Source organism: Cryobacterium sp. N21 (assembly GCF_002929575.1).
GTDB lineage: Bacteria > Actinomycetota > Actinomycetes > Actinomycetales > Microbacteriaceae > Cryobacterium > Cryobacterium flavum.
Genome location: NZ_PJJQ01000032.1, coordinates 291675 through 307492 on the forward strand (window position 1 = coordinate 291675; position 15818 = coordinate 307492).

General features: G+C 64.3%; 14 protein-coding genes. 10 read left to right on the forward strand and 4 right to left on the reverse strand.

What is annotated here, in order from left to right; genetic code table 11:
• The first annotated feature begins 27 nt into the window (after positions 1-27).
• Positions 28-4653 (forward strand): ATP-dependent helicase, encoded by a 4626-nt coding sequence (locus CXY77_RS10060; protein WP_104130017.1) that lies wholly within the window; start codon positions 28-30, stop codon positions 4651-4653.
• Positions 4646-5434, forward strand: a complete 789-nt coding sequence (locus CXY77_RS10065; protein ID WP_092341052.1) for a DNA-formamidopyrimidine glycosylase family protein — start codon at positions 4646-4648, stop codon at positions 5432-5434. Before CXY77_RS10060 ends, CXY77_RS10065 begins: the two co-directional genes overlap by 8 nt.
• Before the next feature lie 82 nt (positions 5435-5516).
• Here CXY77_RS10065 and CXY77_RS10070 read toward each other — a convergent pair whose 3' ends face one another.
• Positions 5517-5882, reverse strand: a complete 366-nt coding sequence (locus CXY77_RS10070; protein WP_092341053.1) for a DUF1844 domain-containing protein — start codon at positions 5880-5882, stop codon at positions 5517-5519.
• Positions 5883-6171: 289 nt separating this feature from the next.
• On the opposite strand from CXY77_RS10070, the gene infC reads away from it, so the two are divergent.
• The 4 genes from infC to CXY77_RS10090 all read left to right on the forward strand — a co-directional run bounded on the left by infC (position 6172) and on the right by CXY77_RS10090 (position 8364).
• Positions 6172-6798 (forward strand): translation initiation factor IF-3, encoded by a 627-nt coding sequence (gene infC / locus CXY77_RS10075; protein ID WP_104130035.1) that lies wholly within the window; start codon positions 6172-6174, stop codon positions 6796-6798.
• Positions 6791-6985: a 50S ribosomal protein L35 gene (rpmI, locus tag CXY77_RS10080; RefSeq protein ID WP_092341054.1), complete on the forward strand. Its 195-nt coding sequence runs from the start codon at positions 6791-6793 to the stop codon at positions 6983-6985. Before infC ends, rpmI begins: the two co-directional genes overlap by 8 nt.
• 52 nt (positions 6986-7037) lie before the next feature.
• Positions 7038-7430: a 50S ribosomal protein L20 gene (gene rplT, locus CXY77_RS10085; RefSeq protein ID WP_092341055.1), complete on the forward strand. Its 393-nt coding sequence runs from the start codon at positions 7038-7040 to the stop codon at positions 7428-7430.
• A 133-nt stretch (positions 7431-7563) separates the two neighbouring features.
• Positions 7564-8364, forward strand: a complete 801-nt coding sequence (locus CXY77_RS10090) for an RNA methyltransferase (protein WP_092341056.1) — start codon at positions 7564-7566, stop codon at positions 8362-8364.
• Between the two features lie 3 nt (positions 8365-8367).
• On the opposite strand, the gene CXY77_RS10095 is transcribed toward CXY77_RS10090, so the two are convergent.
• Genes CXY77_RS10095 through CXY77_RS21105 form a run of 3 tightly spaced genes read right to left on the reverse strand, consistent with a single transcriptional unit; the run spans position 8368 to position 10657 of the window.
• On the reverse strand, positions 8368-9297 hold the full coding sequence (locus CXY77_RS10095) for an LLM class flavin-dependent oxidoreductase (protein ID WP_092341057.1): 930 nt from the start codon (positions 9295-9297) through the stop codon (positions 8368-8370).
• On the reverse strand, positions 9291-9821 hold the full coding sequence (locus CXY77_RS10100) for a hypothetical protein (protein ID WP_092341058.1): 531 nt from the start codon (positions 9819-9821) through the stop codon (positions 9291-9293). The genes CXY77_RS10095 and CXY77_RS10100 overlap by 7 nt, the downstream gene beginning before the upstream one ends.
• Entirely contained in the window at positions 9818-10657 is an 840-nt protein-coding gene (locus tag CXY77_RS21105; protein ID WP_104130018.1) for an alpha/beta hydrolase fold domain-containing protein, read from the reverse strand. Before CXY77_RS21105 ends, CXY77_RS10100 begins: the two co-directional genes overlap by 4 nt.
• Positions 10658-10879: 222 nt before the next feature.
• On the opposite strand from CXY77_RS21105, the gene CXY77_RS10110 reads away from it, so the two are divergent.
• The 4 genes from CXY77_RS10110 (at position 10880) to CXY77_RS10125 (ending at position 15803) form a co-directional block, all read left to right on the forward strand.
• Positions 10880-11563, forward strand: coding sequence for a hypothetical protein (locus CXY77_RS10110; RefSeq protein WP_134343665.1), 684 nt, complete (start codon positions 10880-10882; stop codon positions 11561-11563).
• Between the two features lie 66 nt (positions 11564-11629).
• Positions 11630-12796: a non-hydrolyzing UDP-N-acetylglucosamine 2-epimerase gene (gene wecB, locus CXY77_RS10115; protein WP_092341061.1), complete on the forward strand. Its 1167-nt coding sequence runs from the start codon at positions 11630-11632 to the stop codon at positions 12794-12796.
• A complete protein-coding gene (locus CXY77_RS10120) occupies positions 12793-14067 on the forward strand; it encodes a VCBS repeat-containing protein (RefSeq protein WP_199181910.1) in 1275 nt (424 codons plus the stop codon). The genes wecB and CXY77_RS10120 overlap by 4 nt, the downstream gene beginning before the upstream one ends.
• On the forward strand, positions 14064-15803 hold the full coding sequence (locus CXY77_RS10125; RefSeq protein ID WP_233197334.1) for an FAD-dependent oxidoreductase: 1740 nt from the start codon (positions 14064-14066) through the stop codon (positions 15801-15803). The genes CXY77_RS10120 and CXY77_RS10125 overlap by 4 nt, the downstream gene beginning before the upstream one ends.
• Positions 15804-15818 lie beyond the last annotated feature (15 nt).

Here is a 15818-nt window from a genome sequence, read left to right on the forward strand (position 1 = left end):
GTCGGTGGGGTAGGCGACAATAACCCTATGACCGACGTTCTCGATCGTTTCTCCTTGGCCTCCCGGGCCTGGTTCACCGAAGCGTTCGACGCGCCGACCGCGGCTCAACTCGGGGCGTGGAACGCTATTTCGCAGGGCTCGCACGCCCTCGTCGTGGCTCCGACCGGATCAGGGAAGACCCTGGCCGCGTTTCTGTGGGCCATCGACCGGCTCTATACCGAGTCAGCACCAGGAACAGAGCAAACCAAGCATGCACCCGCCACTCGTGTGCTTTATATTTCGCCGCTCAAAGCACTCGGCGTCGACGTGGAACGCAACCTCAGCGCGCCCCTGGTGGGCGTCAGCCGCGCCGCTGAGCGGCTCGGGCTCGAGCCGCCGCACGTCTCGGTCGGGGTGCGCTCCGGAGACACACCTGCCGCCGACCGCCGCAAACTGATCACCACGCCGCCCGACATTCTCATCACTACCCCGGAGTCGTTGTTTTTGATGCTCACGTCGGCGGCCCGCGAATCGCTGCGCGGTGTGCAGACGGTCATCATCGACGAGGTGCACGCGGTCGCGGCGAGCAAACGCGGCGCCCACCTGGCCGTGTCCCTCGAACGACTCGACGCACTGCTCAATCAGCCGGCCCAGCGAATCGGACTGTCGGCTACGGTACGCCCGCAGAGCGAAGTCGCACGGTTTCTGGGCGGCGCCGCCCCGGTGCAGATCGTGTCGCCGCCCGCGCTGAAAAGGTTCGATCTGCGTGTGGTCGTTCCGGTCGATGACATGAGCGACCTCGGGCCGGTGCCTCAACGCGAGGGGGTCACGTCGGCCGCGGCGCCGCAGACCGGATCGATCTGGCCCCACGTCGAAGAGGCCATCGTCGACGAAGTGCTGGCACACTCCTCGAGCATCGTGTTTGCCAATTCGCGACGGCTCACCGAACGCCTGACGGCCCGGTTCAACGAAATCTATGCCGAGAGGCTGGCGGCCTCCGCTCTGGTTCCCGTGGTGCACGGAGGTGTTGTGGGGAGTCCTCCGGCCGTTCGCCCGCCAGCCGAACTGATGGGCGCGAGCGGCCAAACCGATGGCGCCGAGCCGCTGCTCGCCCGCGCACATCACGGTTCGGTCAGCAAAGAACAACGCGCGCTCATTGAAGACGACCTGAAATCGGGCCGGCTGCGCTGTGTCGTTGCCACGTCGAGCCTGGAACTCGGCATCGATATGGGCGCCGTCGACCTGGTCGTGCAGGTCGAGTCACCGCCGTCGGTGTCGAGCGGGCTGCAGAGGCTCGGCCGCGCCGGGCACCAGGTCGGTGAGATCAGTCGCGGGGTGATCTACCCCAAGCACCGGGCAGACCTGATCCACGCGGCGGTCGCGGCCGAGCGAATGGTGGCCGGCGCGATCGAATCGCTGCGGGTTCCCACCAACCCGCTCGACATTCTGGCCCAGCAGACCGTCGCGGCCTGCGCGCTCGAACCGATCGACGTGGAGACCTGGTTCGACATGGTTCGGCGCAGCGCACCGTTCGCGACGCTGCCCCGCTCCGCCTACGAGGCCACCCTCGACCTGCTCGCCGGCCGCTACCCCTCTGACCAGTTCGCCGAGTTGCGCCCGCGCATCGTCTGGGATCGCGACGCCGGCACCCTGACCGGCCGTCCCGGCGCGCAGCGGTTGGCCGTCACCAGCGGCGGCACCATCCCTGACCGCGGTCTGTTCGGCGTCTTCATGGTCGGCGGCGAGCAGATCACCGGCAAACGGGTCGGCGAACTCGACGAAGAGATGGTCTACGAATCGAGGGTGGGCGATATCTTCGCGCTCGGCACCACGAGCTGGCGCATCCAGGAGATCACCCACGACCGGGTACTCGTCGTGCCCGCGTTTGGGCAGCCGGGGCGGTTGCCGTTCTGGAAGGGTGACGGCCTCGGCCGCCCGGCCGAACTCGGTCAGGCCATCGGTGCTTTCGTGCGCGAAGTCGGGAGCCTGCCGGCCGATGCGGCGCGGGAGCGCTGTGCCGTGGGCGGCCTCGATCAGCGCGCCATCAGTAACCTGCTTGCCTTCCTGGGCGAGCAAAGCGGTGCAACGGGCCAGCTGCCTACTGACCGCACGCTCGTGGTCGAACGGTTCCGCGATGAACTCGGGGACTGGCGCGTGGTGCTGCACTCGCCATACGGCACGCCGGTGCACGCACCGTGGGCACTCGCCGTCGGGGCCCGCGTGCGCGAGCGCTACGGAATCGATGGCTCCTGCGTCGCTAGCGACGACGGCATCGTCGTGCGCATCCCCGACACCGAAACCGAACCGCCCGGCAGTGACCTGTTCGTGTTCGATCCCGACGAGCTCGAACAGCTGGTCACCGACGAGGTCGGCGGCTCCGCGCTGTTCGCCTCCCGGTTTCGCGAGTGCGCCGCTCGGGCCCTGCTCCTGCCCCGGTACAAGCCCGGTGTCCGCTCGCCCCTCTGGCAGCAGCGGCAAAAAGCCGCGCAGCTGCTCGACGTGGCCCGCACCTTTCCAACTTTTCCGATCATTCTCGAGACCCTGCGCGAATGCCTGCAGGACGTCTACGACCTGCCGGCCCTCGGGGCGCTGGCCCGGCAGATCGCCTCCCGCGAACTGCGCCTGGTCGAAACCACAACTGAGACCGCCAGCCCGTTCGCCAGCACCCTGCTGTTCGGCTACGTGGCCGCGTTCATGTATGAGGGCGACACTCCGCTGGCCGAGCGGCGCGCCACGGCCCTCGCAATCGACTCGAGCCTGCTCGCCGAACTGCTCGGGCGGGTGGAACTGCGTGAACTTCTCGACCCCACCGTCATCGACCAGACCGACCGGGAGCTGCAACGGCTCGCCCCCGACTATTTAGTGAATGGCGTGGAAGGCGTCGCCGACCTGCTGCGCACGCTCGGCCCGCTGAGCACCGTCGAAGTGGCCGAGCGGATGCTCACGCCCGAGTCGCAGCCCGCCGCCGACTCGCTCGTCGCCGACGACGCCCTGCACGCCCTCGTCGACTCCCGCCGCGCGATCCGGGTGAGCATCGGCGGCCAGGACCGCTGGGCGGCCGTCGAAGACGCCAGCCGGTTGCGCGACGCACTCGGGGTTCCGCTCCCAATCGGTGTACCGGCAGCGTTTACCGAATCCGTCAAGGACCCGCTCGGCGACCTGATGAGCCGCTTTGCTCGCTCGCATGGACCGTTCACCACGCGGGCTGTCGCCGAGCGGTTCGGGCTGGGCGAGGCCGTCGTGCAGATTGCCCTCGGCCGCCTCGCTGATGCCCGACGCATCGTGGCCGGCGAATTCCGACCGAACGGCACCGGCCCGGAATGGTGCGACTCCGAGGTGCTGCGCCGCCTCCGCCGCCGTTCCCTCGCCGCGCTTCGGCACGAGGTGGAACCCGTCGATCAGAAGGCTATCGGCCGGTTTTTGCCGGCCTGGCAACACGTGGGCGGTAAGCTGCGCGGAATCGACGGCGTCGCATCCGTTGTGGAACAGCTCGAGGGAGCGCGCATACCGGCGTCCGCCTGGGAGACGCTGATTCTGCCAGCCCGAGTGAGCGACTACCAGCCGGGCATGCTCGACGAACTCACCAACGCGGGCGAAGTACTCTGGGCGGGCGCGGGAACCCTCGCCGGCAATGACGGCTGGGTCAGCCTGCACCTCGCCGAAACCGCCCAGCTCACGCTGCCACTGCCCATCGATGTGGACATGACGCCCCTGCAGCAGGAGATCCTCGCGACCCTCGGCAGCGGCGGGGCCTACTTCTTTCGCCAGCTCGCCGATGCCGTGGGCAGCCAGGACGACAAGGAATTGGTGCAGGCGCTGTGGGACCTGGTCTGGGCCGGGCTGATCAACAACGACACCTTCGCCCCGGTTCGCTCGCTCCTGGCCGGCGGGCATACCGCGCACCGGCAGAGCCGCGCCGTGCCCCGGGCGCGCCTGCATCGCGGGCGGTCGATGCCGCGGCCCAGTCTGCCGAGTCGCAGCGGACCACCAATGGTGTCGGGGCGGTGGTCGATCCTGCCGGTGGCCGACGACTCGCCGACCCGTCGTGCGCACGCGCTGGGGGAGACCCTGCTGGAACGCTACGGCGTCGTGACCCGCGGCGCGGTGATGGCCGAGGGTGTCGCCGGGGGGTTCTCGCTCGTCTACCGCACGCTCACCGGATTCGAAGAAATGGCCCGCTGCCGTCGCGGCTACTTCATCGAAGGGCTCGGCGCAGCCCAGTTCGCCACCGGCGGCACCATCGACCGGCTGCGCACCTTCGCTGCGGGGGCATCCGACCCGTCCGCTGCCCGACGCACCTCGCCAGCCGTCGCGGTGACCCTGGCCGCAGCGGACCCGGCGAACGCCTACGGCGCCGCGCTGCCGTGGCCGCCGCTGCCCGGCGACACCACCCACCGCCCGGGTCGCAAGGCGGGGGCACTGGTCGTGATCGTCGACGGCGGCCTCGTGCTTTATGTCGAGCGCGGTGGCAAGACTGTGGTTGTCTACGAGACGGATGCTGCCGTGCTCGCCGCAGCGACCGCCAGTCTGGCTGCCCTCGTCACTGCCGGGCGCATCCAGAAGATCGCCGTGGAAACGGCCAACGGCGTGTTCGTGATCGGCACCGAACTCGGCGCGGCCCTGCGCGCCGCCGGATTCACCGAAACGCCGAAGGGGCTGAGGCTGCGTGCCTGAGGGCGATACCGTCTACCGCACGGCTCGTTCCCTCGACCAGGCCCTGCGCGGAAACATCCTGACCGGCTGCGACATTCGGGTGCCGGCCTTCGCCACCGTCGACCTGACCGGGCAGACCGTGCACGAGGTCGTGAGTTACGGCAAACACCTGCTGCATCGGGTCGGCGAGACGAGTATCCACTCGCATCTCAAAATGGAGGGTGCCTGGCACCTCTATCGGCCGGGCACGCGCTGGCACCGGCCGGCGTTCCAGGCGCGTATCGTGCTGCAGACCCTCGAGTGGGTCGCCGTCGGTTTCGAGCTGGGCATTCTGGAACTCGTGCCGACCCGCGCCGAGTCGGAGGTGGTCGGCTATCTCGGGCCCGACCTGCTGGGCCCCGATTGGAGCGCGGTCGACGGTGCCGAGGCCACCAATCGACTCGCTGCCAGGCCCGACCAACCGGTTATTCTCGCGCTCGCCGACCAGCGCAATCTCGCCGGACTCGGCAATGTCTACGTCAACGAGCTCTGTTTTCTGCGTGGACTGCTGCCGACCCGGCCCATGGCTGAGGTCAGCGATATCGCCGGGCTCGTCGCGCTGGCCCGCCGCCTGCTTCTGGCCAACAAGGACCGCGACGAACGCACGACCACCGGCAACCTGCGCCGCGGAGCGCAAGTGTGGGTGTACGGGAGAGGCGGCCAGCCGTGCCGGCGCTGCGGTACCCGCATCAGTCGCGGCACCCTGGGCCGGAGTGATGTCGAGCAGCGCAACACATTCTGGTGCTCCCGCTGCCAGATCTAGCTCGGGTCCGCTCCGGTGCTCACAACACAAAGCGGATGCCGTCGGTCGGGGCGACCGCGGCATCCGCTCGAAAAAAAATGGGCTAGTTGACCGGTCCGGTGTACTTCTCGCCGGGGCCCTCGCCGATGGCGTCGGGAATGGCGGATGCCTCGCGGAACGCGAGTTGCAGGGAACGCAGTCCGTCACGCAGGCTGCGGGCATGCATATCGGCGATGTCGGGAGCCGCTGCCGTGACCAGCCCGGCGAGGGCCGTGATGAGTTTGCGGGCTTCGTCGAGGTCGATCTGGGCGTCGGGGTCTTCGGCCAGTCCGCACTTCACGGCGGCCGCGCTCATCAGGTGCACCGCGGCCGTGGTGATGATCTCCACAGCGGCCACATCGGCGATATCGCGTGTGGCTTGTGCTGCATCCTGCTCAAAACTCGTATCGTGCTCAAAACTTTGGCTCACTGCATTCCTCTGCTAGGCTAATCTTTGGTTCCGGGACAATAGTCTCGGTACGAAAGTGGAGAATCTCCCACCCGCGCATACCGCTTCGTCAAGGTTACCGGGTAGATTGCACTCCGCCGTCGCGTTATCACCTCCTCCGGGAAGGTGGCAGGGCGAGGGTAGACAGGGTGTCGTGTGGAACACGTCAACGAAAAAGTTGGTGTGGAAAACGCGTGATTTTCCTCTCTTCGTCCCCGGTCAGCATCCGCTGGCTGGTTGTGATCACGAAGTTAACCAAGAGGAGAGACGCATCAGCGATCCCCGTACAAATGACCGTATACGCGTCCCCGAAGTTCGTCTCGTTGGTCCCAACGGCGAGCAGGTCGGGGTCGTGGCGATTGATGTTGCCCTGCGCCTGGCACAGGATGCCGACCTCGACCTCGTCGAAGTTGCACCCGAAGCCAAGCCGCCCGTGGCCAAGATCATGGACTACGGCAAGTTCAAGTACGAGGCTGCGCAGAAGGCCAAGGAGGCCAGGCGCAACCAGGCGAACACGATCCTCAAGGAGGTTCGTTTCCGTCTCAAGATTGATACGCACGACTACGAGACCAAGCGCAAACGCGCCGAGGGCTTCCTGAAGAGCGGTGACAAGGTCAAGGCCATGATTCTTTTTCGTGGCCGCGAACAGTCCCGTCCCGATCAGGGCGTACGACTGCTCCAAAAATTTGCCGAGGATGTCGCCGAGTACGGTTCCGTGGAATCTACTCCGATGATCGACGGTCGAAACATGGTCATGGTGATTGGCCCGTTGAAGAACAAGTCAGAAGCCAAGGCTGAGATCAACGCCCACAAGGCTGCCGAGAAGGCAGACAAGGTAGCCGATAAGGCAGACAAGGTTGCCGACAAGGCAGCGAAACAGGAGGAACCAGATGCCTAAGATGAAGACCCACTCCGGAACCAAGAAGCGTTTCAAGGTCACCGGCAGCGGAAAGATCATGAAGCAGCAGGCCGGACTTCGACACAACCTCGAGGTCAAGAGCACGCAGCGCAAGTCCCGTTTGAACCAGGACCAGGTGCTGGCCAAGTCAGACCAGAAGGTCATCAAGAAGCTTCTCGGTCTGTAAATTCCAACACCGGAAACCAGGCCTCGTAAATACGAGTAAGGATTTGTAGAAAATGGCAAGAGTAAAGAGGGCCGTAAACGCCCACAAGAGTCGCCGCGTTATTCTCGAACGCGCCAAGGGCTACCGCGGTCAGCGTTCACGCCTGGTCACCAAGGCGAAGGAGCAGCTCACTCACTCCTTCACCTATAGCTACCGTGACCGTCGCGCACGCAAGGGCGATTTCCGTCGCCTGTGGATTCAGCGGATCAACGCTGCGTCGCGCGCGAATGGCCTCACCTACAACCGTCTGATCCAGGGCCTCGGCCTGGCTGGCATCGAGGTTGACCGTCGTATCCTCGCCGACCTGGCCGTCAACGAGGCAGCGACGTTCGCCGCCCTCGTTGAGAGCGCCAAGGCTGCTCTTCCTGCCGACACCTCGGCACCGAAGGTCTCCGTCACGGCGTAATGCGTCAACCGAACCGTTCATCACTGGCTGCCTCCTGGGCGTGAATGTCGTGAACGGCTCAAAACAAGGAGCGGGTGACCTGGTCACCCGCTCCTTTTTTGTACGCATTCGCTGTGCACCTAAACTGGGGTACATGCTTGATAATTCACGTTCACCGCGCGTCCGTGCCGTCGCAAAACTTGCTAAGCGCGACGCGCGCCTCGAGTCCGGTCTGTTTCTGCTCGAAGGCCCACAGGCCGTTTCCGAAGCCCTCACCTTTCGTCCAGAGCTGGTCGTGGAGTTGTTTGCCACACCGACCGCGCTCGATCGTTACTCCGACCTCGCCCAGAAAGCGGTCGACGCCCAGGTTGAGGTGGAGTTCGTCTCTGAAGAGGTGCTCGAGGCCATGGCCGACACGGTCACCCCGCAGGGCTTCGTGGCCGTCTGCCACCAGTTCCCCACCTCGGTGAAGAAGATCTTCAACGCCGAACCCAAACTCGTCGCCATCCTTGAAGAGGTACGCGACCCGGGAAACGCAGGAACCATCATTCGCGCAGCGGATGCCGCCGGCGCCGACGCCGTCATCCTCACCGGTCGCAGCGTCGACCTGTACAACCCCAAGGTCATCCGTTCCTCGACCGGCTCCATCTTTCACCTGCCCGTCGCCATCGCGGCCGACCTTTCCGACGTGCTCGACCGTGCCCGCGCCGCCGGCCTGCAGCTGTTCGCCGCCGACATTAAAGGCTCCGACTTGCTCACCGCCCGCAACGAGGGGCTGCTCGCAGCTCCGACCGTGTGGCTGTTCGGCAACGAAGCTCGCGGCCTGACCGACGAAGACCTCGCTCGGGTCGACCGCAGTGTCAGCGTGCCGATCTACGGCGAAGCCGAGTCGATGAACCTGGCGACCGCGGCATCCGTTTGCCTGTATGAAAGTGCATTCGCCCAGCGCGCCTGAGCATCACTTCCGCACCAGGGCAAAAGCCTCAGCGAGCAAGGCGTACGAAGCTTCTCGATCGGCATACCCGGCAATCGGGCTGTTGACCATGATCTCGTCGATACCGTGGAGGCGGGCCAGATCTTCAAGCTGACGTCTCACGTCCTGTGGTGTTCCCGAAATAATCGATGACTGGTTGGCAGCGCGGCGGGTCGTTTCGTGCCCGCTCCAGCGGTGCGCCAAGGACACGTTCATGGCGGGGAACGGGCTGTCATCACCCAGGTCTTTGCGTGACCGCCACAGCAGGGCGATCTCCCGCAACCCGGACACGACGCTGGAGTGCTCCGCTGTGATGACTCGTACGGCAAGAAGAGGCTCGGGCTCAAGGCGATGGACGGTGGGAAGAAAACTGTCTCGATAGGCGTGCAGGGCAGCCTGTGCGGATTCCTGATTCAAGAAGTGGGCGTGCGCGTAGCCGCTTCCGATCGCTCCGGCGACCGGGGCAGTGCTGCGGCCGGCACCCAGCATCCAGAGTCGAAGATCCGTGCGTTCCGGATCATCGGGCAGGAGACCCAGCCTCTCGTGCAACTCAACAACCTTCGCGGGGTATGAACCGTCGCGGTCGCCGGCCCGCCCGATCCCCAGATCGACTCGCCCTGGGTGCAAGGCAGCCAGAATATTGAACGTCTCGGCCACCTTCGCCGGAGTGTACCGAGCGAGCAGCACCCCGCCGGTACCGATCCGGATCCCGCTCGTGTTTTCGAGGAGCGCGAGCGCTAAAATCTCCGGTGCAGTGCCGGCGAAACTGGGGGAGTCGTGATGCTCGGCCACCCAGAAACGCTCATAACCGAGCTCGGCCGCCACCGTCCCCAGCCGCACCGTGTCGCGGATTGCCGCAGCAGCGGTCGTGCCTTCGGCGATCGGCGACTGGTCAAGAATCGACAGCCTCACCACGGCGAAACTGCTTCAGCAGGTCCGGTTGCCGGCACGATGCGGAAATCCGCGAGGAAGACCAGGTTGTGCAGTTCGGCGGCCGCTATCGCGCGTAACGTCGGCAGCTCGCCCGCAGCCTGCAGGGGGGTGAAGACGTTGAGAGGCCAGTCGCGCACCGTCCCTCCGCGGAGATGTGGATGGTGAAAGTTGCGGCCGAAGTAGGCCGTCAGAGTGATCGGAGGGATCTCTGCGGCTACCTGACGGGGCCACGACAGCGTCCACGAGCAGCCGAGCCCGCCGTCCTGCGTTCGGGCCACACCGGTGCTGTGGATCGTTCCAGTGTTCAGCAAGAGCGCCGCATTCAGTTCTGTCAGCGCTGAGCGGCAGGGCGAATCCATGAGCGTCGCTGTGGTCGCGAACAGAGCCTCCTTGTCGGCACGACTGTGCGCCTGACCGTGCGTGCCGTCGCGGAGATCGGCGAAGTGCCGGAGAAGGGCTGAAGCATTGTCTGTCACCGAGAGGTCAATCGGGTATGGGCTGGTCATCGTGGGGTCCTCATTCTGTTGTGGTCGTGTGTGGTGTCGAACCAGGTGTCCAGCACTGTGTTGATCCAGACGTGCACAGGATTGGGCCGCGGTCCTCTCTGAAACAGAAAGTCGCCGTGCTCCAGCGCCGGATCGGTGTGCAGAAGGGCAGGAACTCCGTCGCGCTGCAGGTTTGCGGCGTAGGATCGCACGTCGTCTGAGACAGGATCGAAGGTCCCCGTGATGAGGGCGGTGCGACAGAGTCCGGACAGGTTTGACCCGTTCAGCGGTGTCAGGTAGGACTCACCCATTCGGTCGGCGAGTGGCCCCCGGTAGCGAGCCCACGCTTGTTGAAGCTGGCGACGCTCCGGGAATCGTGCCGGCATGGCGAGGTAGGAAGGCGCTGTGCACTCTGGGTCCAAGGGTGGGTAGGCCAGTATTTGTCCCGCGAGGGGAATTCCGTGATCACGGCACCACAATGCAGCGCCAGCGGCAATCGTGCCTCCGGCGCTGTCCCCGCCAATCACCAGCTGGCTCGCGGGGTCTGTCAGATGCGCGGACGCCCACCGCACCACCCTGAGTAGGTCATTCAGGGCGGTGGGGTGCGTCCACCGCGGAGCCAGCCGATAGCCGACATTGACGATACGAAGGCCGCACAGGGAGGTCAGGGCCAGGCATGCCGCGTGCCAGTCCTCAAGGGAACCGCGCGTCCAGCTTCCGCCGTGCGCCCATACCAGTGTGGCCAGGCCGGCTCGGGGACCGTCATAGATTCTGAGCGGGATGCGATACCCGTCTTCGGCCTGCACTTCCGACTCGGACCACCGCACGGATGCTGCTGTCATCGCGCCGAATCTCATAGGTCGATCCTGACAAGAACGGCGGGTCACCGCCTCTCCCTGCGCTGCCTATCACTGACAGGGTGTGGATACTGGGGAATAACACCACCCATACTGGGGGCGTTGTAACAGAGCTGTTGATCGGCGCAGGTGACCGCGTTGTTTCAGTTCTCTTCCCGGGCCGCTGAAGCGGCATCTTGTGTCCTAAAAGCCTCGCAGAGGCCAAACTGAGGGACCTAAGAAATGGAAAGAGCGAGACTCCTTAACTTCACCAGCGATCTTATTTCAGCCCGCGTGCTCGACGATCCGGCAGAAGTGCCGATCGTCGGAGCAGGCATCGTCGTGAACGTGGCACCCACCCGCGCGTTCACCTCCGGTTCCCAACGGAGCATCCTCCCCGCCCTCTCATCTACGATTCTTCGGCAGGGCACGGTCGCCGGCGAGAAACTCATCGTCCTGACCATAGAATCACCAGCCGTGCAGGAAGCTCAACTCGTACACCGTGGGTGGACGAACTTCTATGATTCCCAGTTTGGTTCTCCGGTCCTTCTGAAATCGCCGCAGGACCGGTTGGGGACGGTGGAGCTGAATTGCGCCGACATACTCGGCATCACTGACAACGCCATCGGGACGTCCCGCTTCGAGGTGCGAGCCAACCTCTGGTTCAGCCCGGCCGGCACTGACTGCGGCATTCACAATCAACACGACTTCATCGAGGTGCACACCCAGGTGCTCGGGCGCGGCCGAATGCAGAAATTCATGTCCGAAAACGAAGACACACTCTACGAAGATCAGTTGCTCAGCCCGGGGAATACCAACCCGACTCCGTTCTGCATCGGAGTCGGCGGAACCTTCCACTACCCCTGGCACCAATACCACGCCGACACCGACTGCGTGTGGCTTGCCGTCGAATACCACCGGATCTGAATTCGGAGTCCTCGTCATAGTGCGGGGCACCCTTGCGAAACCTGGCTCGACCTCTTGAGGAGCACCATGAAGACCATCGGATTAATTTTTGGAACCCGGCCCGAAGCCGTGAAATTCGCACCCATCATTAAAGCGTTGCAGGAAGACGCCCGATTCACGCCGATACTTATTTCAACCGGGCAGCATCGGGAGATGTTGGATTCGACGCTGGCCGAATTTGGTATCACCCCCGATCTCGACCTCCGGGTTATGCGCGACAAGCAGACCCTCAGCCAGGTCACCCACCGCATCCTCGAAGGCATCAGCGACGGCGATCACCTGGCCGGCATGGACGCGGTCATGGTTCACGGCGATACGGCATCCACTCTGGCTGGGGCGCTGGCCGCATTGCACCAACAGATTCCGATCATCCACGTCGAAGCCGGTCTCAGGAGCGGTAACAACCTATCTCCGTATCCGGAAGAGGTGAACCGAAAGCTCGTGGGTCAAATCGCCGCCCTGCACCTCGCACCGACGATGGGGAACAGCGCCAACCTCATTCGCGAGGGAATCCCAGAGAATCGGATCGTCGTGACCGGAAACACCATCGTGGATGCCCTTGAATGGGGGCTGCAGAACCTCGGTTCCTATGGAGACGCCGCGCTCGAGGACCTGGACGACGATCCGCGTCGCGTGATCGTCGCCACCTCACACCGACGGGAATCATTGGGTCAGCCGATGCGGGAAATCGCGGGCGCACTGTTCGATATCGCCCAGGATCCTGGGGTGCGGATTGTCGTGCCCCTGCACTTGAACCCCCTCGTGCGTTCGATCATGCTTCCCATCCTCTCCGGCCTCGACAACGTCACGATCGTGGATCCGCTCCCCTATCTGAGCTTCTGCCGATTGCTCGTTCGCAGCGACATCATCTTGTCGGACAGTTCGGGGGCTGAAGAAGAAGGCCCGGCCCTCGGCAAGCCGACGCTCGTGCTGCGCGACATCACCGAGCGACAGGAATCGATCCTGACGGGCAGTTCCCGACTCGTCAGCCGGTCCCGCCCGCACATCGTGGCACAGGTGCGGCACCTTCTCGACGACGAAGATGCGTATCGTGAGATGGCCGAGGCCATCAACCCGTACGGGGACGGATGCGCCACCCAACGCACCGTCGCCGCGGTGGCGCACTTCTTCGGCCGGGGACCGGCTGTAATGCCCTTTGTTCCCGGGGCCGAGCCGGTGAGAGTCGCAGCATGACGATGTCCGCGTACGGGTCTCGTATCCTCGAACCGCGTTTCGGTTCCGAGACGGTCACCGACTTCCTTCGCGACGGGTACTGGCTTGAGGCCGCTGATATCACGGGAACCGGTCGACCGGACCTGGTCGGCTACGGCCTCTCGCTCGGTGAGATCTATTGGTACCAGAACCCTGGGTGGCAGAAGCGCCTTGTTGTGGACAAGGTAAAAGAACCCGTGGGGATGGACCACGGCGACATTACCGGTAACGGTCTGGCCGATCTTGCCGTGTGCTACCAGCTCTACGGCCCCGGCGGAACGATCCACCACGCCGACCCGGAGGGCGGCAAGATCGATTGGTTGGAAAACCCGGGAAACGCAGCCGAAACGAGTGAGCAATGGATGCGCCACTATGTTGGTCGCGCCACGGGGATGCACCGCCTGCGCCTGGGTCACTTCACACGCAACGATGTGATGCAGATAATCGGCTTTCCGATCGTGGCCGTGGAGGGCGTGCATGCCGTGCTCCCCATCGTGCTCTTCACCCAACCAGCGGATGTCAGGTCTGCTGCGGAGTGGCCGATGGAGGTCGTCTCCAACCGGGACTTTCGAATGATCCATGGCGTTGCCCGAAAGGAAGGCCTGATTCCCGGGTCCGACCTTGATTCCATCCTGATGGCATCGGATGAGGGTGTGACCTGGCTCTACTACGACGCGGTTGCGGGGGAGTGGACCTGGGAGCACGTCGGTGGCGGCGAGGAATCACAGTTCGAGCAGACCACCTTCAAGGGCAGCGGGGATGTCGACGGGGGACGTCTCGGAACGAATGCTCTGGCGTACGTCGCCGCTGTCGAGCCATTCCACGGAAATACCGTGGCGGTGTATGCCCGCACGGCGCCCGAAAACGGGGTCCCGGGCGAGTGGAGGCGGCACGTGCTCGATATCTACGGTGACCCGAATGAGAACGGGGAGGGAACGGGCCACACGGTCATGTGTCGCGACTTCGATGGGGACGGTGACGATGAATTTCTGGTCGGGCTGCGCGGACCTGATCCGTGGCAGGGCGCGATGTATTACAAGGCGGTCGACGCAGCGCGGGGCTTGTTCCTGAAGTGGCGGGTATCGCGCGAATCGGTCGCTCGAATCGTGGCGGGCGACTTTAGCGGAAGTGGCGTGGACGACTTCGCCACCATCTCATACTCGGTCGCGCACTATTTTGTCGCACCGAAGGCGCAGATCACCCTGCACCAAAATTTGACCGTTCGAGCACCCGCGGCAGGAGAATTCCTGTGAAGCGCTCAATAGCTTCCCCGCTCAACCGTCGGTTGTTCCTCACCGGTTCAACCGGCACCCTTGCCGGAGCAGCCCTGGCGCTGTCACCTGGCTCGCTGTCCGCGGCCACGCCCGATACGCTGACCGGCTCGATTCCGTCATCGTCCGGCCCCAACACCCCCGACGGGTCCACTGTGCCTAAGGGGGACGGGCGGTACGCCGATCTGATGACCGGAAACAACCAGCGATTTGTGGCGAACCCTGACTACGTCAGACTCATCACCACAACGACGGATGCGGAATCAGCACTCCGAGATGCCGTCGCCCAGACGAAGAAGGTGTCGATCCGCAGCGGCGGGCATTGCTTTGCCGACTTCGTCTGCAACCCGGAGATTCAGGTCATCCTGGACCTCTCGCCGATGACCGCCGTGTACTACGACAAAGGCATGCGGGCTTTCGCCGTTGAGCCGGGCGCCCGCATCATGAACGTCTACGAGACCTTGTACAAGAACTGGGGAGTCACCATCCCCGGGGGCATCTGTTACAGCGTCGGAATTGGTGGGCACATCTCCGGCGGTGGGTATGGACTGTTGTCCCGCGCCCACGGACTCACCGTCGATCACCTGTATGCCGTGGAGGTGGTGACCGTCGCCGCCGATCGCACGGTAAAAACCGTTGTTGCGACCCGAGACGATGTCGGGGACAAACGCGACCTATGGTGGGCCCATACCGGCGGGGGTGGCGGCAATTTCGGACTCATCACGAAATATTGGTTTCGTTCACCGGGAGCCAGGGGTGCTTCTCCCCAGAAGCAGCTCATCCCGGCACCGTCGAAGGTTCTCGTCAGCGCCATCAGCCTGCCCTGGGACCAGCTGGACGAGCAGAAATTCAGCCGTTTGCTCACGAATTTCGGTGACTGGCACGAGAGGCATCGCGCGCCGGGAACACCAGAGGCGAATTTGAGCAGCCTGTTCAACGTCAGCCACAAGGCACACGGGAGTCTGGGAATGTTCACCCAGATCGACTCGGGCGCGCCCCAGGCGCGCGCTGTACTCGAGGAATACCTGGCGGCCATCCTCGCTGGCGTCGCAATCACCCCACAACCGGTCACGACGGCGAACGGGGAGATTCCGGCTGTTCCGGACTTTTTCACTCCCCAGGAGATCCCCTGGTTGCAGGCCACCCGACTCGTGGGAACAGACAACCCCACCATCACGAATCCCACCAGCCGGGGGGCGCACAAGTCGGCCTACATGAATAAGCGGTTTTCGAATGAGCAGCTCCGCGTGCTCTACCAGCAGATGACGAAGCCCGGCTTCACCAACCCCAACACCATGATGGTGCTGTTCTCCTTCGGTGGGCAGGTGAATGCCGTCGAACAACACGCCACGGCAAACGCGCAGCGCAACTCATCGTTCAAGCTCTGCCTGCAGACGTTTTGGTCCGACCAGGCCGAAGACGCTTACTATCTCGGGTGGGAGCGAGACACCTACGAGGGCATGTTCGCAGCCACCGGTGGAGTCCCTGTTCCCGGTGATGACACGGACGGCTGCTACATCAACTATCCCGACACGGACGTTGCCATGGCGGAGCACAATCGTTCCGGCGTTGGTTGGCAACAGCTGTACTTCCAGGACAACTATCCCCGCCTCCAGCAAGCCAAACTGGAGTGGGATCCGACCGGCTTCTTCGGCCACCGGCTCGGAATCGAACTGCCAGCAGCATCCGCTGAAGACCGAGCGGCGGCTCGGCGATGAGCGCGAACCTCCAGC

Excerpts from the sequence above, each read along its gene's own strand:
- CXY77_RS10060 (WP_104130017.1), top strand. The coding sequence starts at position 28 with ATGACCGACGTTCTCGATCGTTTCTCCTTGGCCTCCCGGGCCTGGTTC.
- rpmI (WP_092341054.1), top strand. The coding sequence starts at position 6,791 with ATGCCTAAGATGAAGACCCACTCCGGAACCAAGAAGCGTTTCAAGGTC.
- rplT (WP_092341055.1), top strand. The coding sequence starts at position 7,038 with ATGGCAAGAGTAAAGAGGGCCGTAAACGCCCACAAGAGTCGCCGCGTT.
- CXY77_RS10090 (WP_092341056.1), top strand. The coding sequence starts at position 7,564 with ATGCTTGATAATTCACGTTCACCGCGCGTCCGTGCCGTCGCAAAACTT.
- CXY77_RS10100 (WP_092341058.1), bottom strand. The coding sequence starts at position 9,821 with ATGACCAGCCCATACCCGATTGACCTCTCGGTGACAGACAATGCTTCA.
- CXY77_RS21105 (WP_104130018.1), bottom strand. The coding sequence starts at position 10,657 with ATGAGATTCGGCGCGATGACAGCAGCATCCGTGCGGTGGTCCGAGTCG.
- CXY77_RS10110 (WP_134343665.1), top strand. The coding sequence starts at position 10,880 with ATGGAAAGAGCGAGACTCCTTAACTTCACCAGCGATCTTATTTCAGCC.
- wecB (WP_092341061.1), top strand. The coding sequence starts at position 11,630 with ATGAAGACCATCGGATTAATTTTTGGAACCCGGCCCGAAGCCGTGAAA.
- CXY77_RS10120 (WP_199181910.1), top strand. The coding sequence starts at position 12,793 with ATGACGATGTCCGCGTACGGGTCTCGTATCCTCGAACCGCGTTTCGGT.